This is a genomic window from Kitasatospora sp. NPDC054795 (assembly GCF_053611565.1).
Map to the genome: position 1 here is coordinate 1 of NZ_JBSHAP010000037.1, position 25,606 is coordinate 25,606.

Annotated in this window: 21 protein-coding genes; 4 read left to right on the plus strand and 17 right to left on the minus strand. The window is 71.8% G+C overall.

Annotated elements, in window-relative coordinates; all coding sequences use genetic code 11:
* Positions 1-31 precede the first annotated feature (31 nt).
* Positions 32-1,627, minus strand: a complete 1,596-nt coding sequence (locus tag ACWGJO_RS15665; protein ID WP_452184126.1) for an MDR family MFS transporter — start codon at positions 1,625-1,627, stop codon at positions 32-34.
* A 221-nt stretch (positions 1,628-1,848) separates the two neighbouring features.
* On the opposite strand from ACWGJO_RS15665, the gene ACWGJO_RS15670 reads away from it, so the two are divergent.
* Positions 1,849-2,481 carry a TetR/AcrR family transcriptional regulator gene (locus ACWGJO_RS15670; protein WP_452184128.1) on the plus strand — a complete coding sequence of 211 codons (633 nt, stop codon included), beginning with the start codon at positions 1,849-1,851 and terminating at the stop codon, positions 2,479-2,481.
* A 15-nt stretch (positions 2,482-2,496) separates the two neighbouring features.
* On the opposite strand, the gene ACWGJO_RS15675 is transcribed toward ACWGJO_RS15670, so the two are convergent.
* Positions 2,497-3,447, minus strand: coding sequence for a M23 family metallopeptidase (locus tag ACWGJO_RS15675; protein ID WP_452184130.1), 951 nt, complete (start codon positions 3,445-3,447; stop codon positions 2,497-2,499).
* Between the two features lie 357 nt (positions 3,448-3,804).
* On the opposite strand from ACWGJO_RS15675, the gene ACWGJO_RS15680 reads away from it, so the two are divergent.
* Positions 3,805-5,031: a threonine aldolase family protein gene (locus ACWGJO_RS15680; protein ID WP_452184131.1), complete on the plus strand. Its 1,227-nt coding sequence runs from the start codon at positions 3,805-3,807 to the stop codon at positions 5,029-5,031.
* Positions 5,032-5,130: 99 nt separating this feature from the next.
* On the opposite strand, the gene ACWGJO_RS15685 is transcribed toward ACWGJO_RS15680, so the two are convergent.
* The 8 genes from ACWGJO_RS15685 to ACWGJO_RS15720 all read right to left on the minus strand — a co-directional run bounded on the left by ACWGJO_RS15685 (position 5,131) and on the right by ACWGJO_RS15720 (position 17,175).
* Complete coding sequence (locus ACWGJO_RS15685; protein WP_452184134.1) at positions 5,131-7,476, minus strand: immune inhibitor A domain-containing protein; 2,346 nt, start codon at positions 7,474-7,476, stop codon at positions 5,131-5,133.
* A gap of 344 nt (positions 7,477-7,820) precedes the next feature.
* Positions 7,821-10,340, minus strand: a complete 2,520-nt coding sequence (locus ACWGJO_RS15690; protein ID WP_452184135.1) for an ATP-dependent Clp protease ATP-binding subunit — start codon at positions 10,338-10,340, stop codon at positions 7,821-7,823.
* Positions 10,341-10,977: 637 nt separating this feature from the next.
* Entirely contained in the window at positions 10,978-11,331 is a 354-nt protein-coding gene (locus ACWGJO_RS15695) for a histone-like nucleoid-structuring protein Lsr2 (RefSeq protein WP_387686004.1), read from the minus strand.
* Positions 11,332-11,422: 91 nt separating this feature from the next.
* Positions 11,423-11,959 carry an amino-acid N-acetyltransferase gene (locus ACWGJO_RS15700; RefSeq protein ID WP_359910474.1) on the minus strand — a complete coding sequence of 179 codons (537 nt, stop codon included), beginning with the start codon at positions 11,957-11,959 and terminating at the stop codon, positions 11,423-11,425.
* 11 nt (positions 11,960-11,970) lie between these two features.
* Positions 11,971-12,408 (minus strand): BlaI/MecI/CopY family transcriptional regulator, encoded by a 438-nt coding sequence (locus tag ACWGJO_RS15705; RefSeq protein ID WP_452184138.1) that lies wholly within the window; start codon positions 12,406-12,408, stop codon positions 11,971-11,973.
* A 297-nt stretch (positions 12,409-12,705) separates the two neighbouring features.
* Entirely contained in the window at positions 12,706-14,262 is a 1,557-nt protein-coding gene (lysX, locus tag ACWGJO_RS15710) for a bifunctional lysylphosphatidylglycerol synthetase/lysine--tRNA ligase LysX (protein WP_387686008.1), read from the minus strand.
* Positions 14,263-14,358: 96 nt separating this feature from the next.
* The gene (locus ACWGJO_RS15715) at positions 14,359-16,143 is read right to left on the minus strand and encodes a hypothetical protein (RefSeq protein WP_452184140.1); all 1,785 of its coding nucleotides are present in this window, start codon (positions 16,141-16,143) and stop codon (positions 14,359-14,361) included.
* A 285-nt stretch (positions 16,144-16,428) separates the two neighbouring features.
* Positions 16,429-17,175 (minus strand): hypothetical protein, encoded by a 747-nt coding sequence (locus tag ACWGJO_RS15720; RefSeq protein ID WP_452184142.1) that lies wholly within the window; start codon positions 17,173-17,175, stop codon positions 16,429-16,431.
* Positions 17,176-17,337: 162 nt separating this feature from the next.
* Between ACWGJO_RS15720 and ACWGJO_RS15725 the strand changes: the two genes are divergently transcribed.
* On the plus strand, positions 17,338-17,892 hold the full coding sequence (locus ACWGJO_RS15725; RefSeq protein WP_452184144.1) for a SigE family RNA polymerase sigma factor: 555 nt from the start codon (positions 17,338-17,340) through the stop codon (positions 17,890-17,892).
* Positions 17,893-17,964: 72 nt separating this feature from the next.
* Positions 17,965-18,858 (plus strand): hypothetical protein, encoded by an 894-nt coding sequence (locus tag ACWGJO_RS15730; RefSeq protein ID WP_452184146.1) that lies wholly within the window; start codon positions 17,965-17,967, stop codon positions 18,856-18,858.
* Positions 18,859-18,865: 7 nt separating this feature from the next.
* Here ACWGJO_RS15730 and ACWGJO_RS15735 read toward each other — a convergent pair whose 3' ends face one another.
* The 7 genes from ACWGJO_RS15735 to ACWGJO_RS15765 form a co-directional block, all read right to left on the minus strand.
* On the minus strand, positions 18,866-19,654 hold the full coding sequence (locus ACWGJO_RS15735) for a type III pantothenate kinase (RefSeq protein WP_452184148.1): 789 nt from the start codon (positions 19,652-19,654) through the stop codon (positions 18,866-18,868).
* Positions 19,655-19,700: 46 nt separating this feature from the next.
* Positions 19,701-20,669: a carboxylating nicotinate-nucleotide diphosphorylase gene (gene nadC, locus ACWGJO_RS15740; RefSeq protein WP_452184150.1), complete on the minus strand. Its 969-nt coding sequence runs from the start codon at positions 20,667-20,669 to the stop codon at positions 19,701-19,703.
* Positions 20,670-20,673: 4 nt separating this feature from the next.
* The gene (locus ACWGJO_RS15745) at positions 20,674-22,344 is read right to left on the minus strand and encodes an L-aspartate oxidase (protein WP_452184151.1); all 1,671 of its coding nucleotides are present in this window, start codon (positions 22,342-22,344) and stop codon (positions 20,674-20,676) included.
* A gap of 15 nt (positions 22,345-22,359) precedes the next feature.
* A complete protein-coding gene (gene panD / locus ACWGJO_RS15750; protein ID WP_359910502.1) occupies positions 22,360-22,809 on the minus strand; it encodes an aspartate 1-decarboxylase in 450 nt (149 codons plus the stop codon).
* A 69-nt stretch (positions 22,810-22,878) separates the two neighbouring features.
* On the minus strand, positions 22,879-23,784 hold the full coding sequence (gene panC / locus ACWGJO_RS15755) for a pantoate--beta-alanine ligase (RefSeq protein ID WP_452184153.1): 906 nt from the start codon (positions 23,782-23,784) through the stop codon (positions 22,879-22,881).
* Positions 23,785-24,762 carry a Rossmann-like and DUF2520 domain-containing protein gene (locus ACWGJO_RS15760; RefSeq protein ID WP_359910508.1) on the minus strand — a complete coding sequence of 326 codons (978 nt, stop codon included), beginning with the start codon at positions 24,760-24,762 and terminating at the stop codon, positions 23,785-23,787. It abuts the gene before it with no gap.
* Positions 24,763-24,872: 110 nt separating this feature from the next.
* Entirely contained in the window at positions 24,873-25,562 is a 690-nt protein-coding gene (locus ACWGJO_RS15765; protein ID WP_359910511.1) for a response regulator transcription factor, read from the minus strand.
* Positions 25,563-25,606 lie beyond the last annotated feature (44 nt).

The window sequence follows — 25,606 nt, forward strand, 5'->3', positions numbered from 1 at the left end:
CTCCCGGGGGCGCCGTCGTGTGCGGGGACCGTCAGACGGCCGCCGCCTCCAGCGAGGCCTCGGCCGGCTTCTCGCCCTTGCCGGTCCCGCGCAGCGGCACCTCGCGCAGGAACACCGCCGCGGCGATCGCGATCACGGCCACGCCCGCGCCCCACAGGAAGACGGTGTGCATGCCGTTGGACACCGCGTGGTGGTAGGCGTCCTGGATGGCCGGGTCCAGCTTGCGCAGCGCGGCCGGGCTCATCTGGCCCGGGTCCTGCATGCCGCCGCCAGCGGCGGCATGCTCGCCGAGCCGCTCCTTCATGGTGTCGGTCACCCGGTTGTTGAACAGCGCGCCGAACAGCGCGACACCGAAGGAGCCGCCGATGGTGCGGAACAGGGTGGCGGTGGAGCTGGCCACGCCCATGTCCTTGAGCTCGACGCTGTTCTGCGCGACCAGCATGGTGATCTGCATCAGGAAGCCCATGCCGGCGCCCAGCACGATCATCCAGCACGCGGAGGTGAAGCTGCTGGTCCCGGTGCCCATGGTGGAGAGCAGGATCAGGCCGACGGTCATCACGACGGTGCCGATGATCGGGAAGATCCGGTACTTGCCGGTCTTGGTGACGGCCTGGCCGACCACCAGCGAGATCACCAGCATGCCGAACATCATCGGCATCAGCAGCAGGCCGGAGTTGGTGGCCGAGGCGCCCTGGACGACCTGCTGGTAGAGCGGCAGGAAGACGGTCGAGCCGAACATCACGAAGCCGACGATGAAGCCGATGATCGAGACCAGGGTGAAGTTCAGGTTTCGGAACAGGCTGAGCGGGAGCATCGGCTCCTCGACCCGCTGCTCCACGTAGCAGAAGGCGATCAGCGAGGCGGCGGCGAGCGCGCCCAGGCCGAGGATCTCCTTGGAGCCCCAGGCGTACTGCTGGCCGCCCCAGGTGGTGATCAGCACCAGCGAGGTGATGCCGGTGGTGAGCAGGACGGCGCCCAGGTAATCGATCTTGGCGGAGCTGCGGACCTTCGGCAGCTTCAGGGTGACGACGACCACGGCGAGCGCGACCACACCGAGCGGCAGGTTGATGTAGAAGGTCCAGCGCCAGCTCAGGTGGTCGGTGATGAAGCCGCCGACCAGCGGGCCGCCGACGGTGGCGAGGGCCATCACCGCGGCGAACATGCCCTGGTACTTGCCGCGGTCGCGCGGCGGGACGAGCGCGCCCATGATCGACATGACGCCGACCATCAGGCCGCCGGCGCCCAGGCCCTGCACGGCGCGGAAGCCGATCAGCTCGTTCATGTTCTGCGCCAGGCCGGACAGCGCCGAGCCCACCAGGAAGATCACGATCGAGGTGAGGAAGCTGCCCTTGCGGCCGTACATGTCGCCGAGCTTGCCCCAGATCGGGGTGGAGGCGGCGGTGGCCAGGGTGTACGCGGTGACCACCCAGGACAGGTGCTCGGCGCCGCCGAGCTCACCGACGATGGTCGGCATCGCGGTGCCGACGATCAGGTTGTCGAGCATGGCCAGCAGCATGGTGACGACCAGGCCGACCATGACGAGGCGGATCTCGCGCGGCGACCGCGGTTGCTCCTCCTCGGCCGTCCTGTCCTCCGGCGCCTGGCCGGTGGTCTTGGGCTGTGACATGAGAGGGGTCTCCCGGAGGGTGGTTCGGACGGAGCGTCGTGCCGTGCGGCGGCTCACTTACTTGTCGCCCGGCTAGTTTATCGACCGTCGGCACGGTAAGTTGTTTACTAGCCGGTCGTCAAGCCAGTTTCCCGACCGGCCTTCTGGGCAGGGAGAATGAGTCCGGGGCGGCCGCCGTCCCGGGGTCCGCAGTAGTCACCGACGCAGTCATGAGGCAGGCCATGGGCACTCCGCACAGCCCCCGCAGCGACACCCGGGCTCGCATCATCGAGGTGTCGCTGGAGCTCTTCTCCGAGCAGGGCTACGAGCAGACCTCACTGCGCGAGATCGCCGACCGCCTGGGTGTCACCAAGGCCGCGCTCTACTACCACTTCAAGACCAAGGACGACATCGTCCTGGGCATCGTCGAGCGGATGGCCGCGCCGATCGACGACACCGTCGCGTGGGGCCGCCGGCAGGTCTGGAGCCCGGAGGTGCGCGACGAGCTGATCCGCCGCTTCGCGGACGGGATGGCCGAGCGGGCCCCGCTGCTGCGCTTCTTCCACGAGAACCAGCCCGCGCTGCGCGAGTCCCCGGCCGGGCTGGCCTTCAGGGATCGCATGATCACCATGATGCAGCTGGTGCACGGACCGGCCGCGGACTTCCACGACCGGCTGCGGGCCGCGATGGCGCTGTTCACCGTCCATTCGTCGCTGTTCCTGGTCAAGCAGGACAACGCGGACTGCGGTCACGCCCCGAACGTGTGGGGCGAGCGGCCGCCCCCCGCCGACCTGGACGAGGCGATCCGCGCGGCCCGGGACATCGCGCTGGAGATCGGTGCCCGGATCAGCCACCCCGCGCCCGGCGCCGGCTGAGCGCCGCGGGGCGGCTCAGAAGTTCGTGACGCCGTGCCCCGCGAGATAGGCGATCGGGTTGACCACCGCGCCGTAGCGGTTGCTGGTGCGGATCTCGAAGTGCAGGTGAGGCCCGGTCGAGTTGCCGGTGCTCCCGGACATGCCGATCCGCTCGCCCGCCGACACCCGCTCGCCGGCCGAGACGGCGACCGAGGACATGTGGGCGTACTGCGCGAAGTGCCCGTCCGCCAGCCGCAGCACGACCTCCTTGCCGTACGCGCCGTCCCAGCCGGCCGACACCACGGTCGCGTCGCCGACCGCCAGCAGCGGCGTGCCCGGGGCGACCGCGAAGTCCACCCCGGTGTGGTACCCGGCCGCGTAGCTGCGGTTGGGCTTCCCGTACGGGTTGCTGGTCGGTGCGTTCGGCACCGGCGCCGACCATCCGGGAGCCGGGGCCGGCCCGTGATCGAGCCCGTGATCGGGCGCGGGTCCGGGCTCGGGAGCCGGCTCGGCGGCGGCTTCCGGTTCCGGTGCCGGTTCCGGTGCCGGCGGGTCGAACGGCAGCAGGTTGGCCGCCACGGCCACGGACTGCTGCGCGGAGTCGCCGTCGTCGGGCAGCTTGTAGGCGCTGGGTCCGGCCACCTGGACCAGCCCCGCGCTCGGCACGTCCACCTTCGGCACGGTGAAGGCCGAGCTGCCCGGGGTGGTGGGCAGCACGGTCTGCGCCGAGGCCGAGCCCGGGGTGGCGACCAGCAGCACGCCGGCGAGCAGCACGGCGGCCGCTCCGGCCGAGACCAGCGCGTGGTCGTGCTCGGCCCGCTGCCGGCTGCCGGGCAGCGTGGTGTGCCGGGGCGATCCGAGTGTGTGCAGCGGTGCGGCGTGGGTGCGGAAGGCGTGGCCGAGTCGGGGCTGCCAGGCCGCGGCCTGGGCCGCCGCACGGGCGGCGAGCCGGCGCAGGGCCGGCGCCAGGGGCGGGACGTTGGACATCGCTTGCCGTACCTCACGGGTCGTACGAGGGCAGCACGAAGGGCCCGTTCGGGCGCGTGCTGAGCGGGGGACCACTCAGGTTTAACGGTCACCGAGCGGAGTCCCAAACGGGGTGACGTACTACGGCGTGTAGTCGGCGTGGCGCCGGAGATTCAAACCGATGGAGTACCGATCATGAGATCCGATCGTCCAGGTCCGCTCCAGCGCGCCCGCCGGTCCCCTCGGGCCCGCTACTACCGCCGGTCGTACCGGGCCGCGGGCCTGTGACCAGCGCCACGCGCGGCCCGGGTTTGGCGGGCTCGAACCGCTTTCGTGCGGAGCGCTGACCGGTCCGGCTCGCTGCGGCACCATCGAGCCATGTATGGCAACAGGAGCGAAGACCCCGACGCCAGTGACCGCCCGAGCCTGTCGGACCGCCGCTTCGCCGCCCTGCGCGGCTGCGAGCGGCTGCTGTCCGGCGTCCGGCCGCAGAGCATCCGCGAACGCCTCGCCGACCTGGCCGGCCCGCTCCCGGACGCCGGTCCCGGCTCGGACGCCGCCCCCGGGCCGGGCTCCGCCGCCGGGCCGCACGCCGTGCCCGACCTGGACGGCCGCCCGGACCAGTACGGCGACGGCGTGGTCCGCACCCTGGAGCACCGGGTCGCCGGGCTGCTCGGCACCGAGGACGCGGCCTTCTTCCCGACCGGCACCATGGCCCAGCAGATCGCCCTGCGGATCCACGCCGAGGCGGCCGGCCCGCGCACCGTGGTCACCCACCCGCTGGCCCACACCGACCGGCACGAGCGGCACGCGCTCGGCGTCCTGTCCGGCCTGCGCAGCCTCTGGCCGACGACCGAGCCGCGCCAGCCCACCGCCGAGGAGCTGCGCGCCCTGGACGAGCCGTACGCCGCGCTCAGCCTGGAGCTGCCGCTGCGCGACGCCGGGTTCGTGCTGCCGGGCTGGGCGGAGCTGGTGGAGCTGGCCGCGGTGGTGCGGGAGGAGCACGGTGCGGCGCTGCACCTGGACGGTGCCCGGATCTGGGAGTCCGCGGTCGCCCTCGGCCGGCCGCTGCCGGAGGTCGCCGCCCTGGCCGACTCGGTCTACGTCTCCTTCTACAAGACGCTCGGCGGGATCAGCGGCGCCGCGCTGGCGGGTCCGGGCGGCTTCGTCCGCACCGCCCGGGCCTGGCGGCACCGCTACGGCGGGCAGCTCTACCAGCAGTGGCCGTTCGCGCTGGCCGCGCTGACCGGACTGGAGCGCGAACTGCCGCGGCTGCCCGGGTACGTGGCGCACGCCCGGACGGTCGCCGCGGCGCTGGACCGGGCGTTCGCCGCCGTCCCCGGCGCCCGGGTGCACCCGGCCCCGCCGCACACCCACCAGTTCCAGCTCTGGCTGCCGCACCCGGTCGGCGAGTTGGAGGAGGCCGGACTGGGGCTGGCCGAGGACACCGGGATCGGGCTGTTCGGCGCCTGGCGCGCGGGCGGGCCGCCCGGGCTGTCGATGACCGAGGTCACGGTCGCGGCGCCCGCCCTCGACTGGACCGCCGCGGACGTCACGGTGGCGGCCGCCGCCTTCCTGGACCGGCTGGCGGCCGTCCGGGCCTGACAAAGCGTCCGGCCCGCCCCCGCGCGTTGCGGGGACGGGCCGGACGTGGAGTTGTCAGAGCTGCCTGGTCACAGGCCGATCGCTACCCGGGGGTGACGATCAGTTGTCGACCGGGCGGACCCGGATCCAGGTCTCCAGGTAGTTCGAGGACTCGTTCTCGACCTCGATGCTGGTGCCCGTCTTCGGGACGTCGACACCGGCGTACTGGTTGTCCTTGCTCCACCACGACTTCAGGTCGTTGAACTCGTCGACGCCCTTGGCCTTCGGGATGACGGTCTCGACGCCGGCCTTGTGCAGGGTCAGCGGGGAGACGCGACGGGAACCGAAGGTGGAGTCGAAGCCCTGGACGCGCGGCTTCATCAGGGCGCCGTCGGACCACTTCAGCGGGGTCGGGTGCGAGTCGACCGGCAGGACCAGGCCGTGGCCCGGGTGGGCGCTGACGTTGTTGTCGGTCTGCGACTCGTCCCAGAACCAGATCAGCAGGCCGGGCTGGTACGAGTAGTGCTCGACCCAGCCCGGCTTGTCGGCGAAGCCGAAGTTGTACGGGCCGGTCTTCAGGGTCTGGTCGAAGGACACGTACTGCCGGTTCTCCGCGATGTAGTACTGCGCGTAGTCCTTGGTGTACGAGCCGCTGAAGCGGGAGAACCCGTCGGCCACCCAGCCGTTGTCACCGTTCTCGACGTCGTCGCTGAACACGGTGGCGCCGTCGGCGACGACCGCGACGTTGTCCAGGGTCAGGCCGCGGAAGTGCAGGCCGCCGTCGCTGGTGTGGCGGTAGCGGAACTTGATCTTCTGGCCCGCGAAGGCGTCCAGGTTGAACGACAGGTCGCCCCAGGCGGCCACCTGGCCGCTGAGGGCCGGACGGCCGTTCTCGCGCGGCAGGGCGGTGCCGTTCCAGGTGCCGTCCACGACGGTCCAGTTCTTGCCGCCGTCGGTGGAGACCTCGCCGAACGCGTAGTCGAAGTCCTGCTCCAGCTCGTACCAGGCCTTGGCGTTGATGCTGGCCTTGGCCTTGCCGGTCAGGTCGATGTCGCGGGTGAGCGTGACGTTCAGGTTGTCGGCGCTGCCGCTCCACCACTCACCGGTGCCGCCGAACGGCTTGTTGATGTCGGTGGTGATGCTCTTCTTCGGCAGGTCGACGATCAGACCCTGCGGCAGGTTGCTGTTGTACTCCGCCGGGCCGATGTGGTGGGTCGACTCGGTGCCGGCCTTGGCGCGGTCCACCTTCAGCCAGCCGAGCTGGTACTTGCTCCAGCCGTCGAGGTCGTTCGGCATGTCGCCGATGCTGTTCTTGCCCTCGCCGAGCCAGGAGCCGGAGGACATCAGCGACCAGAAGCCGACCGAGTTGTCGATGCCCTTGCCGGCGGTGTCGTAGAGGTCCGGCAGACCGAGGTCGTGGCCGTACTCGTGGGCGAAGACGCCGAGGCCGCCGTTCTCGGGCTGCATCGTGTAGTCGCCGATCCACAGGCCGCTGCTGCCGACCTGGACGCCGCCGAGCTTGTTGCCCTCGGGACCGGCCGAGCCCTGCAGGTTGCCGTAGACGTACGAGCGGTGCGCCCACAGGGCCTTGGTGCCCTGCTTGCCGCCACCGGCCGACTTGTCCTCGCCGGCGTGCACGATCTGGAAGTGGTCGATGTACCCGTCGGGCTGGTTGAAGTTCCCGTCGTGGTGCGAACCGTAGCGGTCCCACTGGTCGTACGAGGCCAGGGTCGCCTTGATCTGCGCCTCGGTCTGACCCTTGGCCTGCTGGTCCTTGTACCAGATGTCCACGGCGTCGCGGATCAGGTCCTGGGCGCTGGCGCAGACGTTGGAGCCGCAGTAGTCGGAGCCGTACCGGGCCTCGTTCCACGGGACGCGGACCCAGTCCTGGACCACGCCGTCGACCGAGTAGCGGCCCGAGGACTGCTTCTCGTAGTAGGTCTTCAGCGAGGGCTTGTCCTTGGCGAAGTACAGGTCCTGGTAGTGCTGCTGGTTGTAGTCGGCCTGCCACTGGGTCGAGTTGTTGGTGGCCGGGTCCGGCTTCTCGATCTCGTTGTGCTTGGGGCCGGCCTCGCCGCCGTACTTGACCTTGCCGTCCGGCGTCTTGGTGGTGTTGTCCACCTGGTCACCGAAGTCGACCAGGATGGTGAAGATCTTGTCCGTGCGCTCGCGGGCGAGCTCCACGTACTTGTCCTTGCCGAGCTTCACGCTGGTGCTGCCGTTGTGCTGCTCGACCTCGGCGGTGCCGTTGAGCAGCTTCTCGGTGGCGGCCTTCTGCTCCGCCTCCACCTTCGCGGTCAGCGGGCCCGGAAGGTTGTGCTCGGTGTTCTGGACGGCCTCGGCCGGGTCCCGCGGGACCGGGGCCGAGCCGGCGGCGACGGCGGTGCCCGGGAACAGGCCCGCGCCGAGCGTGACTATGACCGCTGCGGCCGTGGCAGCCGCAGCGGTTCTCCTGGTGCTCTTCAACGTTGTGACGTCCTCCCCGACCAGGGCCCAGCTCTTGGCCAAAGCCCGGCAAACCAAAATGAAAGACAGGTGGACGTCATTTGATACAAGCGTGCACAGAAAAGATAGACCTTGACCGTGACATGGTCACGGCGCTATCCTCCGCGACTCCCTGTCACCTGACCGTCTGTCAACCGTATGTGGGTTAAAGCTCGCTGAGAAACCGAGCGCACCCGCACCAGCCCATGCGGAAGCCGCCGTCCCGGTCTGTACCGGTGCCGACCGCGGAGGGGCCGGAACGCACCGAGCCCCCGGCGTGAACGCCGGGGGCTCGGTGGCTGTGAAGTTGTCTGTTAAAAGTTGGGTTACTTCGTCAGGTCCGGACCGGACGAGGCGACCGCGGCCGGGGTGTCCGCGACGGCCGACTTCTCCTCGCCGCGGAAGGTGAACTTGGCCTCCTTGCCCTCACCGTCGACGTCGACGACGACGATGTGGCCGGCCCGCAGCTCACCGAAGAGGATCTTCTCGGAGAGGTGGTCCTCGATCTCGCGCTGGATGGTGCGGCGCAGCGGACGGGCACCCAGGATCGGGTCGTAGCCGCGCTTGGCCAGCAGCTTCTTGGCCTCGACGCTGAGCTCCAGGCCCATGTCCTTGTCCTTGAGCCGATCGTCCACCTTGTCGATCATGAGGTCGACGATCTGGATGATGTCGTCCTCGGACAGCTGGTGGAACACCACGATGTCGTCGACGCGGTTCAGGAACTCGGGGCGGAAGTGCTGCTTGAGCTCCTCGCCGACCTTCGCCTTCATCCGCTCGTACCCGGTCTGGGTGTCACCCGTGGCCGCGAAGCCCAGGTTGAAGCCCTTGGAGATGTCCCGGGTGCCGAGGTTGGTCGTCATGATGATGACGGTGTTCTTGAAGTCGACCACGCGGCCCTGGGAGTCGGTCAGGCGACCGTCCTCCAGGATCTGCAGCAGCGAGTTGAAGATGTCCGGGTGGGCCTTCTCGACCTCGTCGAAGAGGACGACGGAGAACGGCTTGCGGCGGACCTTCTCGGTCAGCTGGCCGCCCTCCTCGTAGCCCACGTAGCCGGGCGGGGAGCCGAACAGCCGGGAGACGGTGTGCTTCTCGGAGAACTCGGACATGTCGAGCGCGATCAGCGCGTCCTCGTCGCCGAAGAGGAACTCCGCCAGCGTCTTGGACAGCTCGGTCTTACCGACGCCGGACGGGCCGGCGAAGATGAACGAACCGCCGGGGCGCTTCGGGTCCTTGAGGCCCGCACGGGTGCGCCGGATGGCCTGGGAGAGCGCCTTGATGGCGTCCTTCTGGCCGATGACGCGCTTGTGCAGCTCGTCCTCCATGCGCAGCAGGCGGGACGTCTCCTCCTCGGTCAGCTTGAAGACCGGGATGCCGGTGGCGGTGGCCAGGACCTCGGCGATGAGCTCCTCGTTGACCTCCGCGACGACGTCCATGTCGCCGGCCTTCCACTCCTTCTCGCGCTTGGCCTTGGCCTGCAGGAGCTGCTTCTCGTCGTCGCGCAGGGACGCGGCCTTCTCGAAGTCCTGCGCGTCGATCGCGCTCTCCTTCTCGCGGCGCACGTCGGCGATCTTCTCGTCGAACTCGCGCAGGTCCGGCGGCGCGGTCATCCGGCGGATGCGCATCCGGGAGCCGGCCTCGTCGATCAGGTCGATCGCCTTGTCCGGCAGGAAGCGGTCCGAGATGTACCGGTCGGCCAGGGTGGCGGCGGCGACCAGGGCGGCGTCCGTGATGGAGACCCGGTGGTGGGCCTCGTAGCGGTCGCGCAGACCCTTGAGGATCTCGATGGTGTGCGGCAGCGAGGGCTCGGCGACCTGGATCGGCTGGAAGCGGCGCTCCAGCGCGGCGTCCTTCTCCAGGTGCTTGCGGTACTCGTCCAGGGTGGTGGCACCGATGGTCTGCAGCTCGCCGCGGGCCAGCATCGGCTTGAGGATGCTGGCGGCGTCGATGGCGCCCTCGGCGGCGCCCGCGCCGACCAGGGTGTGCAGCTCGTCGATGAACAGGATGATGTCGCCGCGGGTGCGGATCTCCTTGAGCACCTTCTTCAGGCGCTCCTCGAAGTCACCGCGGTAGCGCGAGCCGGCCACCAGGGCGCCCAGGTCCAGCGTGTAGAGCTGCTTGTCCTTGAGCGTCTCCGGGACCTCGCCCTTGACGATCGCCTGGGCCAGGCCCTCGACCACGGCGGTCTTGCCGACGCCGGGCTCACCGATCAGCACCGGGTTGTTCTTGGTGCGGCGGGACAGCACCTGCATGACCCGCTCGATCTCCTTCTCGCGCCCGATGACCGGGTCGAGCTTGGCCTCGCGGGCGGCCTGGGTGAGGTTGCGGCCGAACTGGTCCAGGACCAGGGAGGTCGACGGGGTGCCCTCGGCGGGCCCGCCGGCCGTGGCCGACTCCTTGCCGCCACCGGTCTGGTAGCCGGAGAGCAGCTGGATGACCTGCTGGCGCACCCGGTTGAGGTCGGCGCCCAGCTTCACCAGGACCTGGGCGGCGACGCCCTCGCCCTCGCGGATCAGGCCGAGCAGGATGTGCTCGGTGCCGATGTAGTTGTGGCCGAGCTGAAGGGCCTCGCGGAGCGACAGCTCCAGCACCTTCTTCGCCCGGGGGGTGAAGGGAATGTGACCGGACGGGGCCTGCTGGCCCTGGCCGATGATCTCCTCGACCTGCTGGCGAACGGCCTCAAGAGAAATCCCGAGGCTCTCCAGGGCCTTGGCGGCGACGCCCTCGCCCTCGTGGATCAGACCCAGGAGGATGTGCTCGGTGCCGATGTAGTTGTGGTTGAGCATCCGGGCTTCTTCCTGAGCCAGGACGACAACCCGCCGCGCGCGGTCGGTGAACCTCTCGAACATCGTTTATCGCTCCTCAGAGCGGTCGGGCAGTTCGGGGTCCGTCCCCGCCCTGTCCTTCCGCATGCTAGTCCCGCTCAGCGGCGCGGCCCACGGATTCACTCCCCGGTAGAGGAGCGAGATGCTGCGCGACCAGCCGACACCAATCCCAACCTGATGCTGGGAAACGGTGTTCCCGCAGGCGGGCCGGATGCACCGGATTCCGCTACGCCATCGGCGAACACGCGCCGCCGGGGCGCGGCCGGAACCGTCGGGCCGGTCGCACATACTGCCCCTGGATGGGCCGAAGAACCCGTCCACCTGCATTCATACCCGGTATCGGGGCGGTTCTCGCGCAGTTTCCGCGGTGGCGGTGTTCGCCTGGCGAGAAGTCGGGCCGTGGTGACGGCGGTTCAACGGCGGCCGGGGCCGGGTACGCCGTCCCGGGTGTCCTCGTTACCGCTTCGCCCTTACAGCGTTGCACAGCCCGTGATTGTTCCGCCGCCCGAGCCCGTGCCCCGCAGGCCCCCGGTACCGCGGCCCCGCGGGCACGCGCCGCGGGGCGCGGAGGAGATTCCTCCGCGCCCCGTGCGTGTGATGGCGGTGCCGCCTCCGGCCGCCGGGGCCCCGCACCCGCTCCGGCGGGCCTGCGGCGCCGGGATCAGGACGCGTTGGCCTTCTCGTAGGCCTCGCGGACGTTGCTCGGAACGCGGCCGCGGTCGTTGACCTCCAGGCCCTGCTCCTTGGCCCACGCGCGGATCTTGGCGGTGTCCGGGGCGCCGCCGCCGGCCGGTCGCGCCGCGGCGCTGCGGCCCGGACGACGGGCACCGGCGAGCCGGCCGCTCTGCTTGCGCCCCTTCTCCACGTACGGCGCCAGCAGACCGCGCAGCTTGTCCGCGTTGGCGCTCTTCAGGTCGATCTCGTAGGCAACGCCGTCGAGCGCGAACGTCACCGTCTCGTCCGCCGAACCGCCGTCGAGATCGTCTTCAAGAATGACCTGCACCCTCTGTGCCACGGGCTTCCCTTTCCGCTAAACGACCCATTGCCTAAGGAAAGGAAAGCGCCTTTCTCCGGAAAACACAAACCCTTGACCCGGGTGGACCGGCTCAGAGGTGCAGCAGCATGCGCGAGTTGCCCAGTGTGTTGGGCTTCACCCGCTCCAGGTCGAGGAACTCGGCGACGCCTTCATCGTACGAGCGGAGGAGTTCTTCATAGACATCCGTAGCGATCGCCGCCGGGTCTGTCGTACCATCATCGGTTTCCTGGAGCTCGCCGATCTCGACGAAACCGTGTTTCGCGAAGAACGCGACCTCGAACGTCAAGCAGAAAATCCGACGGACGCCCAGCCAGCGTGCCGTCTGCACCAGCTTCTCCAACAGCAGGTGCCCGATCCCGGTGCCCCGGACGACCGGATCCACCGCGAGCGTGCGGACCTCGGCGAGGTCCTCCCACATCACGTGCAGCGCGCCGCAGGCCACCACCACGCCGTTGTCGTCGCGTTCCGCGACCCAGAACTCCTGGACGGATTCGAACAGTGTGACTGTGGGCTTGTCCAGCAGAATGCCGTCGCGCGAGTAGGTGTCGATGAGCCTGCGCACTGCCCGCACGTCCGTGGTCCGCGCCCGGCGGATGGTGACCTCCATGGTCCCGGACGTTATCGCGCCGCTCCCGGTTCCGTCGCACCGGTATCGGGTCCGTCGTCCGCGGAATCCGCCCCGGCCGGATCGGACGGGAACAGAGCCGCCACCCGCAAGGCGTCCCGGAGCGCTTCGCGTTGCTCGGGGGACATCAGGCCGAAGAAGTGCACCAGGGCCGCCGCCGGATTGTCGCTGGTGGCCCAGGCGTCGTTCATCAGTGCCGCCGTGTACGCCTCGCGCGAGGAGACCGGTTCATATCGATAGGCCCGGCCGACCCGCTCGCGGCGCAGCCAGCCCTTTCTGTGGAGCTTGTCCAGGACGGTCATCACCGTGGTGTACGCGATTTCGCGTTCCGACCGCAGATCCAGGAGAACCTCGCGAACCGTGACCGGTCGGTTCCACTGCCACACCCGGGTCATGATGGCGTTCTCAAGTTCGCCGAGTTGCCGGACCATAGTGCGGCCAGGATAGGGAGTGAATGGGGCAAATCTTGTGAAGTACGCCAAACCGGCGCGCCGCCCCCCCCGGGAAACGGGAATGGCGGCGCGCCGGTCGTTCGGGGCGGCTGACGGCGTCGTCCGCGGGTTCCGCCCGCCGGTCCGCGCGGGGCCTGTCGCCCCGCGCGGGATCAGTCGACGTCTTCCTTGGCCCGCTGGGCCCCGCCCTGGCTGCGGACGATGGCCCGCACCAGGAATCCGAAGCCGATCGCCATGACCAGCGGCGGCACGATCGCGCTGACGTAGTCCATCAGGTCACTCCTCCTCGGTCTTCTCCGCCGTCGCGGCGGAAGCCTTCGGCTCCGGCTTCACCAGCGGGAAGAGCACCGTCTCCCGGATGTTCTTGCCGGTCAGCAGCATGATCAGGCGGTCCACGCCGAGGCCGAGGCCACCGGTCGGGGGCATCGCGTACTCCAGGGCGCGCAGGAAGTCCTCGTCCACCTGCATCGCCTCGACGTCGCCGCCGGCCGCCAGCAGCGACTGGGCGGTGAGGCGGGCGCGCTGCTCGACCGGGTCGACCAGCTCGGAGTAGGCGGTGCCGATCTCGGTCCCGAAGATCACCAGGTCCCACTTCTCGGCCACGCCGGGCTGCGAGCGGTGCTGGCGGGTCAGCGGGGAGACCTCGGTCGGGTAGTCCTTGATGAAGGTCGGCCGGACGGCGTTCTCCTCCAGCAGGCGCTCGACCATCTCCAGCACGATCTGGCCGTGGCCCCAGTCCTTCTCGAACGGGATGCCGTGCTCGGTGGCCAGCTTGCGCAGCTCCTCGACGCCGGTCTCCGGGGTGACCTGCACGCCCAGGTGGGCGGAGATGCCCGGGTAGACCGCGACCTCCTCCCACGGCTCGGCCAGGTCGATCTCGTGCTCGACGCCGTGCGCGTCCACGCCCTTGATGACCGTGGTGCCCAGTGCGTCCCGGGCCGCGTTGACGATCGTCTCGCGGATCAGCTCGGCCTGGGTGTCGTAGTCGCCGTACGCCTCGTACGACTCCAGCGAGGTGAACTCCGGGTTGTGGGTGGAGTCCGCGCCCTCGTTGCGGAAGTTGCGGTTGATCTCGAAGACCTTCTCGGCGCCGCCGACCACGAGCCGCTTGAGGTACAGCTCGGGGGCGATGCGCATGTAGAGGTCGATGTCGTACGCGTTGATGTGCGTCTTGAACGGACGGGCGTTGGCGCCGCCGTGCACCGGCTGCAGCATCGGGGTCTCGACCTCGATGTAGCCGCGGTCCTCGTAGGTGCGGCGGATCGAGCGGACGACCTTGCTGCGCAGGTGCAGGATCTCGCGGGCCTCGGGGTTGACGATCAGGTCCACGTAGCGCTGGCGGACCCGGGCCTCCGGGTCGGTCAGGCCCTTGTGCTTGTCCGGCAGCGGGCGCAGGCACTTGGCGGTGAGCTCCCAGCGGTCCACCATCACGGACAGCTCGCCGCGCTTGGAGGTGATCACCTCGCCCTCGACGCCGACCTGGTCGCCGAGGTCGATGTCGGTCTTCCAGGCCGCCAGCCGCTCCGGGCCCAGCTTGTCCAGCGAGAACATCACCTGGAGGTCGCCGGTGCCGTCCCGCAGGGTGGCGAAGCAGAGCTTGCCGCCGGTGCGGGAAAGGATCACGCGGCCGGTGACACCGGCCCGTTCGCCGGTCGCGGTGTCCGGCTCCAGGTCCGGGTGCTTGGCACGCAGGTCCGCGATGGTGGTGGTGCGGGGGAATCCGACCGGGTACGGGTCGACGCCGGCCGCCCGGAGCCGGTCCAGCTTCTCGCGCCGGACGCGCATCTGCTCGGGAAGGTCGTCGGTCGCGGGAACAAGGCTCTGATCGCTCACCCCACAAGGGTAGCCAGCCACACACGGTGCTCCGCGCCGGGATTCCCGCGGGGGAGGCCGTGACGGCGGCCTCCCCCGGGGAACGGACCGGTCGGGTCAGCCGTTGCGGCGGGCCCGGAGCCGGCGGGCGGTGACCAGACCGGCGGCGCCGAGCACCACGGCGGCGGCGCTCGTCGCGGCCAGCGGCAGGGCGGCGGAGCTGCCGGTGGCGGCCAGCGGGCCGTCGGAGGTCCGGACGCTCCCGGAGCCGCCGGTGCCGGTGCCGCCGGTGCCCGTGCCGGTCTCCCGGGCGGGGCTCGCGGAGTCCTTGTCGCTGAGGCCGGCCGGGACGACCGCGGTGGTCGGCGCGGGGGAGGGGTCGGTGACGGGCGCGGTGGTGGGCGTCCCGGTCGGGGTCGGGGCGGGGGTGCCGCCGGTGCCGGGGGTGGTGGCCGGGGTGGCCCGCAGGGAGACCTTCAGCAGGTCGTTGGCGGGGTTGCGGTCCCAGCTCATGACGGCGCTGGGGTGGCCCGGCTCGTAGGAGCTCGCCATGTTCTGCAGCGAGACCGTCGCGGTGAGCTCGTCGGTGCCCGCGGGGACCGAGAGGGTCAGCTTGTGGGAGTTGGTGGCGCCGGCCGGGATGAAGAACCCGCCCAGCCCCTCGCAGTTGAACTTGTTGAGCGGCTTGTCGGACTTCTGGCCGAGGACGTAGTCGTACGGCTGGCAGGTCGACGGCAGGCCGGTGACGGTGACCCCCTCCGGGAACTGCACCTGGAGTTCGGGTGCGCTCTCGCCGCCGCTGCGGTCCATGATCGAGGCCGGGCCGCCGCTGACGGCGCCGAGGGTGAAGGTGCCGGTGGTGCCGGAGCCGTCCGGTGCCCAGGAGCCGTTCACCGCGAAGTCGGCGCCGTTGTCGGCGAGGACCTCCTGCTCGGTGGAGTAGGCGTTCATGTCGAGGCCGTCCGGGATCCCCTCGCCGGAGGTCGGCACCAGGACGGCGGGAGCGCCGGTGCCGCGCTGGAACGACATCCGCCGGCGCAGGTCCGCGGCGCTGCTGCCGCTCGCTCCCTCGGCGGGGAAGACGGCGTAGTCGGCGAAGGCGTAGCGGGCGTCCGCGCCCACGGTGAGGTCGAGGCCGTTCAGCTTGACGGCCTGGCCGGGGGCGATCTCGCCGTCGATGGTGCAGATGCCGTGCACGGTGGGCATCGGGGAACCGAAGCCGTGGCCCGCCCAGTCGCCCTTGTCCTTCGCGTACTCGCAGTTGGAGGGCCAGGTGGCCACGTCGAGGCCCGGGGTCAGGTAGATCTCGACGACCGCCCGCCGGGCCGCGACCTCGCCGTGGTTGGCGAAGGCGAGAGTCGACGGGAGCGTGCTGCCGACCTTGACGTCACGCTGCTCCGAGGGCTCCTTGGTGCGGAAGCCGGCACCGCCGATCTCCACCTGGATGTCGGCCTCGGCGGTCTCGGCGCCGGAGGCGCTGAGGGTGGCGTGGACGGTGCCGGTGGAACCGGGGCGGACGCCCACGACGGCGCTCAGCCACGGGTGGCTGGTGATGTTGATGTTCTCCAGGTCGAGGCGCCAGATGTCGCAGGTGATCACCTTGCCCGCGGTGGCGCAGCCCGGGACGCTGAGCGTGGCCAGCCCGTCGATGCCGGTGGTGTCGAACGCGAGTTTGGCGCCGGTCACGACCTCGGTGCCGGTCCGGCCGATCCGCAGGTGGATGTTCTCGCCGAACTGGGGCTGAGGGGCCGGCTGGGTCGAGATCTGGATGGTGCCGGTCGGGAAGATCCGGAGCTGGGTGCCGGCGGCGTGCGCGGGGACGGCCGCGGTGCCGGCGGCAAGGGCGGCCACGATCGTGGCCGTGCCCGCGCCGAGGATCCGGCGCGTGCGAGTCGAAAGCATGTGAATCCCCCGCGGTTGGAGTGGTGAGGCTCCGCACCCTAGGGATTGTTGAACGGTCGTCAACCCGGTTGATCAGTGGCCAATTCGCCCAGGACGGGATCGAACGGCCTGGTCATCGGGGTGAAGGTTATGAAGACGTGATCGACGGCGGCCGGCGGGATCACGGCATTGTCGACACATGGACCGGTGTGCGGGTGGTGGACAGGCGTGCCGGCGGAGGGCCGGCGCACGAACGGAGGGGAGACCGCGGTGGCGGTCTCCCCTCCGTTCGGCGGATGGGCCGGTTCAGCCGGTGCCGGTGGCGAGTTCGACGTCCTCGGTCTCCTCGGGGGACAGGTCGGCGGGCGGGACGGGCCGGGCCGGGGGCTTGGGGCGGCGGCCGAACAGCTCGGCGGGGGTGGGCATCCGGTGCGGACGGGTCGGGGTCTTCGCGGCGGCGGGCTGCTCCGGGCGGGACTCGGTGCTGCTCATGGTGGTCCGTCCTCCTACGGGGGTGGGGTGACTGTGCGGCGGTGCGGCGGGGCTCGGTACGGCCACCAGGTGGCGGGGCTGCCCGGTGTGGAGGGCGAGCCGTTCGCGGACGGCGGCCTCGGCCAGCGCGTGGCAGCGCCCGGCCAGCCGGGAGCGGCGGGCCCGCTCGCCCTGGCCGCAGGGCTGGCGGCTCAGCCCGCGCAGCGCGGTGAGGTCCTCGGGCCCGGGCAGGTACCCGTCGGACACCGCGTCCTCCAGCCGTTCCAGGTAGCCGGGGGCGCTGCCGGGCAGGGCGGAGCGGTAGCGTCCGAGGTCGGCGAGCAGGAAGGCGCGCAGTCGGCCGCCCTCCTGGACGGCCTCGTCGATCGCCTCGGTCAGGCGCAGGGCGTCCTGGACGTCCTCCGCCCAGAGTTCGGCGCCCGGCCCGGCGAGGGCCGGCCGGTCGGGCCGGAGGTGGACGGGGACGGCGGGGTGCAGGGCTTGGGCGAGGGCTCGGCGCAACACGCGGACTTCGTCGGCGCTGAAGGCCATACCGCCGCGCGATCCGTGTGGCGTAGGCATGGACTGACACTACGTGAGGAATATCCGATTTGTCGGTAACGTCGCGCCGAACCACCCATGTTCGGCCTGGTGAAAAAACCTTTCGCCGCTACCTGTAACGCCATCCGGGGGCCAGCTGGTCATCCAGGTGTCAGGGGAGAACGAGCGAGGGGGCCGGGCAGGATGCAACCGGACGGTCAGGGGAAGGCGTCCCGGGGCGGGCGGCGGGACGAGGACTTCCAGGCCTTCGCGGCCGCCCGCGCCAGACCGCTCTACCGGTCGGCCTGCCTGCTCGCCGGCGGGGACACCCACCTCGCCGAGGACCTGGTGCAGGAGGCGTTCGGGCGGATCTACGTCCAGTGGCACCGCACCTTCCCGTTCGGGGCCAAGCGCCGGATCGACAACCCGGCCGGGTACGCGCACACCGTGCTGGTGCGGGTCTTCCTCTCGCACCGCGGCCGCCGCTCCAGCGGCGAGCGGCCGGTCGACGCGGTGCCGGACGGCGAGGCCCCGCGGGGCGACCCGGAACTGCGGCTGGCCCTGGTGGAGGCGCTCGGCCGGCTCGCGCCGCGCGACCGCGCGGTGCTGGTCCTGCGCTACTGGGAGGACCGCAGCGTCGAGGAGACCGCGGCGATCCTCCAGCTCACCCCGGGGGCCGTCCGGACCCAGTCCTTCCGGGCGCTCGGCCGGATCCGCACGTTGCTCGGCGGCAGCCTCGACGAGCTGGCCGAGCGCTGAGCCGGCCGGCACGGCACGGCGGCATCTCCGCACTACTCACGTCAACTCGATTGGTAGAGAGGTTGGTTCAGCATGTCCGCTGAGCACGACGGGCCCGACGAGCGGTTCGAACAGTCCTTCACCGAGGCCCTCGGCCGGGCTGGCGGGTCCTACGACGCCGAGGCCACCCGGCTGGTCGACACCGGCTGGTCGTACGGGCGCCGGCTGCGCCGCAGGCGGCGGATCGGCACCGTGGCGGGCGTCGCCGCGCTGGCCCTGGTCGGGGTGGGTACGGCCGGGATCGGCAGCCTGCTGCCCGGGCCCGGCCCCGTGCCGAGCGGCCCGGCGTCCGCCGGCTCGGCCTCCTCCGGTGCGGCGGTGGGCCCGCCGGTCTCCGGCCCGGAGTTCCAGCGGATGCTCACCGAACTGCTCCCGCCGGGGACGGTGCAGGTGGGCGAGGCGCGGGGGACCGAGAGCGACATCCCGCAGCTGCGGCTGGTGCTGGACGACGGGAACGGCCCGGTCCAGTACCTGTTCTGGATCATGCGCAACGGCGTCGAGCCCGGCTGCCTGGGCCCGCTTCCAGGCGACGCCTGCAGCGAGACCGACCTCCCGGGCGGCGAGCACCTGACCCTCTATCAGGCGGGGACGCGCCCCGGCGAGCCGGCCGGCTCCAAGACCTGGTCCGCCACGTTGACCGGGACCGGCTACGAGATCCTGCTCCAGGAGTGGAACCGCAAGCCGCTGGACCAGGGCACGCCGATCACCCGTACCGACCCGCCGCTGACGCCGGACGGGCTCGCCGCGGTGGTGAAGGACCCGCGCTGGAAGAAGGTCGTGGCGGCCATCCCGAAGGACCCGCAGCCGGGAGCGACTCGGCTCACCGTCCCGACGCCCGCGTCGACCGGCCTGACCACCCTGCTGCCCTCCGGCGCGGTGGCGGGGGCCGCGTCGGCCCTGCCGGGCCTCCCGACCCCCGGCCGCTGAGCGCCGCTCAGCTCGCGGGGCGGTTGCGCTCGTACACCAGGCGCAGGCCGATCAGGGTCAGCCAGGGCTCGTGCACGTCGATGGTGGCGGCCTCGCCGAGGACCAGGGAGGCGAGACCGCCGGTGGCGATCACCTGGACGTCGTCCGGGTCCTTGGAGAGCTCCCGGGCCATCCGCTCGACCAGGCCGTCGACCTGCCCGGCGAAACCGTAGAGGATTCCGGACTGCATGCCCTCGACGGTGTTCTTGCCGATCACGTTGCGCGGGCGGGCCAGCTCGATCTTGCGCAGCTGGGCGCCGCGGACGCCGAGCGCCTCGACCGAGATCTCGATGCCGGGGGCGATCGCGCCGCCGACGTAGTCGCCGCGCGCGTTGACGGCGTCGAAGGTGGTCGCGGTGCCGAAGTCGACCACGATGCACGGGCCGCCGTACAGGTGGTTGGCGGCCAGCGCGTTGACGATCCGGTCGGCGCCGACCTCCTTGGGGTTGTCCATCAGGACGTGCACCCCGGTCTTCACGCCGGGCTCCACGATCACCGCGGGGACGTCGCCGTAGTAGCGGCGGGTCACCTCGCGGAGCTCGTGGAGCACGGTGGGGACGGACGAGCAGATCGCCAGGCCCTCCACCGCGGCCTCCTTGACCGCGGTGTGGTTGCCCATCAACCCCTGCAGCAGCACCGCCAGTTCATCCGCCGTGCGGCGCGGATCGGTGGAGATCCGCCAGTGTTCCACCACGTCCTCGCCGTCGAACAGGCCGAGCGTGGTCTGGGTGTTGCCGACGTCGATGGTGAGGAGCATGGGCCGCTTTCTGCGAGTCGGGACGGGGCTGCGCGGGTCCGGACGGTCAGGCGCGCAGGTCCAGGCCGATGTCCAGGATCGGCGAGGAGTGGGTGAGCGCGCCCACGGCCAGGTAGTCGACACCAGTCTGGGCGACCTCGCGCGCGCTGGCCAGGGTCAGTCCGCCGGAGGCTTCCAGCTTCGCCCGGCCGGCCACCAGCGCGACGGCCTCCTTCAGCTGCCCGACGGTGAAGTTGTCCAGCAGGATCAGGTCGGCCCCGGCCTCCAGCACCGGCGTGATCTGCTCCAGGGTGTCCACCTCGACCTCGACCGGCAGCTCCGGGTACGCGGCCCGGACGGCCCGGAAGGCCTCGGCCACGCCGCCGGCCGCGACCACGTGGTTGTCCTTCACCAGCGCGGCGTCCGAGAGCGCCATCCGGTGGTTGGCGCCGCCGCCGCAGCGCACCGCGAACTTCTCCAGCGCGCGCAGGCCCGGAGTGGTCTTGCGCGTGTCCCGGACCACCGCGCCGGTGCCCTCCAGGGCGTCCGCCCAGGCGCGGGTCGCGGTGGCGATGCCCGACAGGTGGCAGAGCAGGTTGAGCGCGCTGCGCTCGGCGGTCAGCAGGTCACGGGTGCGCGAGCGCACCGAGAGCAGCACCTGGCCGGCCTCGACCCGGTCGCCGTCCTCGACGTGCCGCTCGACCTCGAACTCCTCCTCGCAGACCAGCGAGACGACCGCCTCGGCGACCCGCAGGCCGGCCACCACGCCGGCCTGGCGGGCGGTGAAGTCGGCGGTGGCGACGGCATCGGCGGGCACGGTCGCCACCGAGGTGACGTCCTCGCCGCCGGCCAGGTCCTCGGCCAGCGCCAGGGTGGCGATGTCCTCGACCTCGACCGGGTCCAGCCCGACCTGCTCCAGGAGCTCGGCCAGCTGCGGGTCGAGACCGGTCTCGTAGCCCTCGCCGTCGCCACAGGCGCAGCCGTCGCCGCAGCCGCCCTGGTCGGCCAGGGGGAGTTCCTCGTGGGAGTGGGTCATGGTTCTACTGCTCCTCAGGGGTGCTGACGGGACCGCCGGTGGCGGCGAGGGTGGTGATCAGGTGGCGCCGCCAGTGGGCGTCGTCGCGCTCGGGGAAGTCCTCGCGCCAGTGGCAGCCGCGGGTCTCCTCGCGCTGCGCGGCGGCCGCGACCAGGGCGGTGGCGACCAGCAGCAGGTTGGCGGCCTCCCAGGTCTCCACCCGGGGGTCGGCCGGCTTCTCCTCGGCGACGTGGGCGTAGGCCTGTTCGGCGAGGAGTGCGAGCCCGGCGGCGGTGTCGGCCATCGACGCGGCGGAGCGCAGGATGCCCGCGCCGCGCGACATCAGCCGCTGGATCTCGGCGCGCGCCTCGGACGGGGGCAGCGGGACGGGCTGCGCGGTGCGCGCGGCGGCGACGTCCACCACGCGCTCGGGCAGCTCGCCGGACCGGTCGCGGCCGGCCAGATCGGCGGCGATCCGCTCGGCGAAGACCAGACCCTCCAGCAGCGAGTTGGACGCCAGCCGGTTGGCGCCGTGCACGCCGGTGCAGGCGACCTCGCCGCACGCGTACAGGCCGGGGACGGTGGTGCGGCCGTGCCGGTCGGTGCGGACGCCGCCGGAGGCGAAGTGCGCGGCCGGGGCGATCGGGATCGGCTCGGTGACCGGGTCGATGCCGTTGGCGCGGCAGAAGGCGAGGATGGTCGGGAAGCGCTGCTCCCACATCTCGGCGCCGAAGTGCCGCCCGTCCAGGAACATGTGCTGGGCGCCCTGCTCCTGCATGCGCCGGGTGATCGCCTTGGCGACGATGTCGCGCGGGGCCAGCTCGGCCAGCTCGTGCTGTCCGACCATGAAGCGGACGCCGTCCGCGTCCACCAGGTGGGCGCCCTCGCCGCGGACCGCCTCGGAGACCAGCGGTTGCTGGCCCTCGGCCTCCGGACCGAGCCAGAGCACGGTGGGGTGGAACTGGACGAACTCCAGGTCGGTGACGGCGGCGCCGGCCCGCAGGGCCAGTGCCACGCCGTCGCCGGTGGAGACCGCCGGGTTGGTGGTGGCGGAGAAGACCTGGCCCATGCCGCCGGTGGCGAGCACCACCGCGCGGGCCCGGACGGCGCCGACGCCGTCGCGCTGGCCCTCGCCCATCACGTGCAGGGTCAGTCCGGCGGCGTGGCCCGCCGCGTCGGTCAGCAGGTCGAGGACGAGCGCGTGCTCGATCAGCTCGATGTCCGGGTCGGTGCGGACGGCGGCGACCAGGGCGCGCGATATCTCGGCGCCGGTCGCGTCCCCGCCCGCGTGGACGATCCGGCGGCGGTGGTGGCCGCCCTCGCGGGTCAGCAGGATCTCGCCGTCCTGGCCCCGGTCGAACAGGGCGCCGGTGGCGATCAGCCGGCGGACGGCGTCCGGGCCCTCGGTGACCAGGGTGCGGACGGCCTCCTCGTCACAGACGCCGGCGCCGGCCACCAGGGTGTCGTCCAGGTGCTGTTCGGGGGTGTCCCCCTCGCCCAGGGCGGCCGCGACGCCGCCCTGGGCCCAGCGGGTGGAGCCCTCGTCCAGCACGGCCTTGGTGACCACCATGGCCCGCAGGCCGGCCTTGCGGACGTTGAGCGCGACGGTGAGGCCGGCGACCCCGGAACCGACCACGACCACGTCGGTGGTGGCGGTCCAGCCGGGGGCCGGGGCGGTGAGGCGGTGCGTGGACATCGGTGGGTGGCTCCTTCAGCGCGAGGCGGCGTCGGCCGCGCCGTTGCCGCCACCGTACGCCGCGTCGCCGCGCAGCAGTCCGGTGCCCTCCTGGGCTTCGGCCGGGTCCCCGCCCAGGCCGGTGATCCGGTTCCGCTCGTCCACGAAGACGACCTTCGGCTCGTAGCCCTTGGCCTCGGCCGTGTCCATCTGCCCGTAGGCGATGAGGATGACCAGGTCGCCCGGGTGGACCAGACGGGCGGCGGCGCCGTTGATGCCGATCACGCCGGAGCCGCGCGGGCCGGCGATCGTGTACGTCTCCAGCCGGGCGCCGTTGTTGATGTCGACGATGTGGACCAGCTCGCCGGGGAGCAGGTCGGCGGCGTCGAGCAGGTCCTCGTCCACCGTGACGGATCCCACGTAGTGCAGGTCGGCCTGGGTCACGGTGGCCCGGTGGATCTTGGACTTGAGCATGGTGCGGAGCATTGCGGGTCACGCCTCCTGTGAGTGCATGCCGGAAGGGGGGTGGTGCCGGTGGTTCAGCGGTTCAGCGGCTCAGCGGACGACGATGTGGACGTTGTCGATCAGGCGGGTCGCGCCCACCTTCGCGGCGACGGCCAGCACCGCCTCGCCCTGGAAGTCGTCCGCCGCCTCCGAGAAGTCGTGCGGGTCGATCAGGGCGAGGTAGTCCAGGGTGATGCCCTCGGCGCCGTCCAGGGCGGCCGAGGCGGCCTCGCGGACGGCCTTCGGGCCCTGTGCGGCGGCGTCCCGGCCGGCGAACAGGGCCTTGGACAGGGCGAGCGCCTGCGCGCGCTCCTGCTCCGAGAGGTAGCGGTTGCGGGAGGACCGCGCCAGGCCGTCCTCCTCGCGGACGGTCGGCACGCCGACGATCTCCACGTCGAAGTCCAGGTCGGCGACCATCCGCCGGATGATCGCCAGCTGCTGGGCGTCCTTCTCGCCGAAGAGGGCGAAGTCCGGGTCGGTGATGTGCAGCAGCTTGGCGACCACGGTCAGCACGCCGTCGAAGTGGCCGGGCCGGGTGGCGCCCTCGTAGCGCTCGCCCATCGGGCCGGCCGCCAAGCGCACCTGCGGCTCGCCGTTCGGGTAGACCTCCTCGACGGACGGCGCGAAGACCACGTCGGCGCCGTTCTCCTCGGCCAGCCGCACGTCCTCGTCGAGGCTGCGCGGGTAGCGCTCCAGGTCCTCGCCGGCGCCGAACTGCAGCGGGTTGACGAAGACCGTCACCGCGACCCGGCCATCCCGGCCGACCTGCTTGCGGGCGGCCCGGATCAGCGCGGCGTGGCCCTCGTGCAGCGCGCCCATGGTCATCACGACGGCGTTGTCCACCGGCTGCTCGTCCGGCCAGAACGCGGCCTCGAATTCGTCCACGGTGCGGGTCACGACGGCCCGGTGGACCTTGGGCGTCCGCTGGGGCTTGTTCGACTGCTTACCGCGTGCCATCTAGCGCTTCTCCTCGTTCAGTACGTCCAGCAGCGCCGCCGCCGACGTTTCGTCGATCGTCCCGTTGGCGAGCGCCCGCTGCGCGGTGGCGCGGGCCATCGCACGGTAGGCCGCCGGGATGTCCGGGGACACCGTACTGAGCTGCGCCAGGTGGCGCCGCACGGTGCCCGAGTCGCCCCGGGCGACCGGGCCGGTGAGGGCCGCGTCGCCGGAGCGCAGGCTGTTGTCCAGGGCGGCGCCGAGCAGCGGGCCGAGCATCCGGCCGGGCTCGGCGACACCGGCCGTGCGCAGCAGGTCCATCGCCTGCGCGACCAGGGTGACCAGGTGGTTCGCACCGTGGGCGAGGGCGGTGTGGTAGAGCGGGCGGACCTCCTCGGGCACCCACTCGGGCTCGCCGCCCATCTCCACCACCAGCGCCTCGGCGACCGGCCGCAGCTCCTCGGGGGCGGTCACGCCGAACGGGCAGCCGGCCAGCCGGGCCAGGTCCACCGAGGTGCCGCTGAAGGTCATCGCCGGGTGCAGGGCCAGCGGCAGCGCCCCGGCCCGGGTGGCGGGTTCCAGGACGGCGACGCCGTGCGCGCCGGAGGTGTGCACGAGCAGCTGTCCGGGGCGGACCGCGCCAGTGGCGGCCAGCCCGGTCACCAGGTCGGCCAGCGCGTCGTCCGGCACGGTCAGCAGCACCAGGTCGGCGGCGGCCAGCACCTGTGGCGGGGTGACGATCCGCACGCCCGGCAGCAGCGCCTCGGCGCGGCGGCGGGAGGTGGCGGACACCCCGGAGGCGGCGACCACGGTGTGCCCGGCGAGCTGCAGCGCCGCGCCCAGCGCGGGCCCGACCCGGCCGGTGCCGACCACGCCGACGGCCAGCCGGGCCGGGCGGTTGCCGGGGTCGCCGGGAGCACCGAAGACCTGGTCGCCGAGACCGTCGGCGAGCGGGGCGAACTCGCCGGAGTCGGCGAAGCCGGACGGATTCACGTCCACCCTTGTCCTGCCTTGTCCTGAATGACCGTTCCAGTCCACTCGACGGGTACCGGACGTACCGCCCCAGTCTACGGGCGCGCCCGAACGCCGGAGCGGATACGCCCGGCGGCTCAGTCGGTGGCCCCGGCCCGGATCAGCCCGGCCTCGTACGCCAGCACCACGGCCTGGACCCGGTCGCGCAGGCCCAGCTTGGCCAGGATCCGGCCGACATGGGTCTTCACGGTCGCCTCGGAGAGCACCAGCCGGGCCGCGATCTCGCCGTTCGACAGCCCCTGGGCGACCAGCAGGAACACCTCCCGCTCGCGCTCGGTCAGCGGGCCGAGGACGTCAGAGCCGGGCGCGCTCTGCGGAGTGGGCAGCACCTCGGCGAAGCGGTCGATCATCCGGCGGGTGGTGGTCGGGGCGACCACCGCGTCCCCGCCGTGCACCGCGCGGATCGCGGCCACCAGCTCGGTCGGCGGGACGTCCTTGAGCAGGAAGCCGCTGGCGCCGGCCTTGAGCGCGGCGAAGGCGTACTCGTCCAGGTCGAAAGTGGTGAGGATGAGCACGTGCGGGGCGTTCGGCAGCGGGCTGCCGTCCTCGGCCAGGCAGATCCGGCGGGTCGCCTGCACGCCGTCCAGCCGCGGCATGCGGACGTCCATAAGGATCACGTCCACCTCGGTGCGCCGCAGCTGCTCCAGGGCCTGCGCGCCGTCGCCCGCCTCGGCGGCGATCTCGATGTCGCCCTGCGACTGGAGGATCATCCGGAAGCCGGTGCGCAGCAGTTCCTGGTCGTCGACGAGCATCACGCGGATGGTCAAGGTGGGACTCCTTGGGGGGATGGACGGCGGACGGGGGTGAGGAC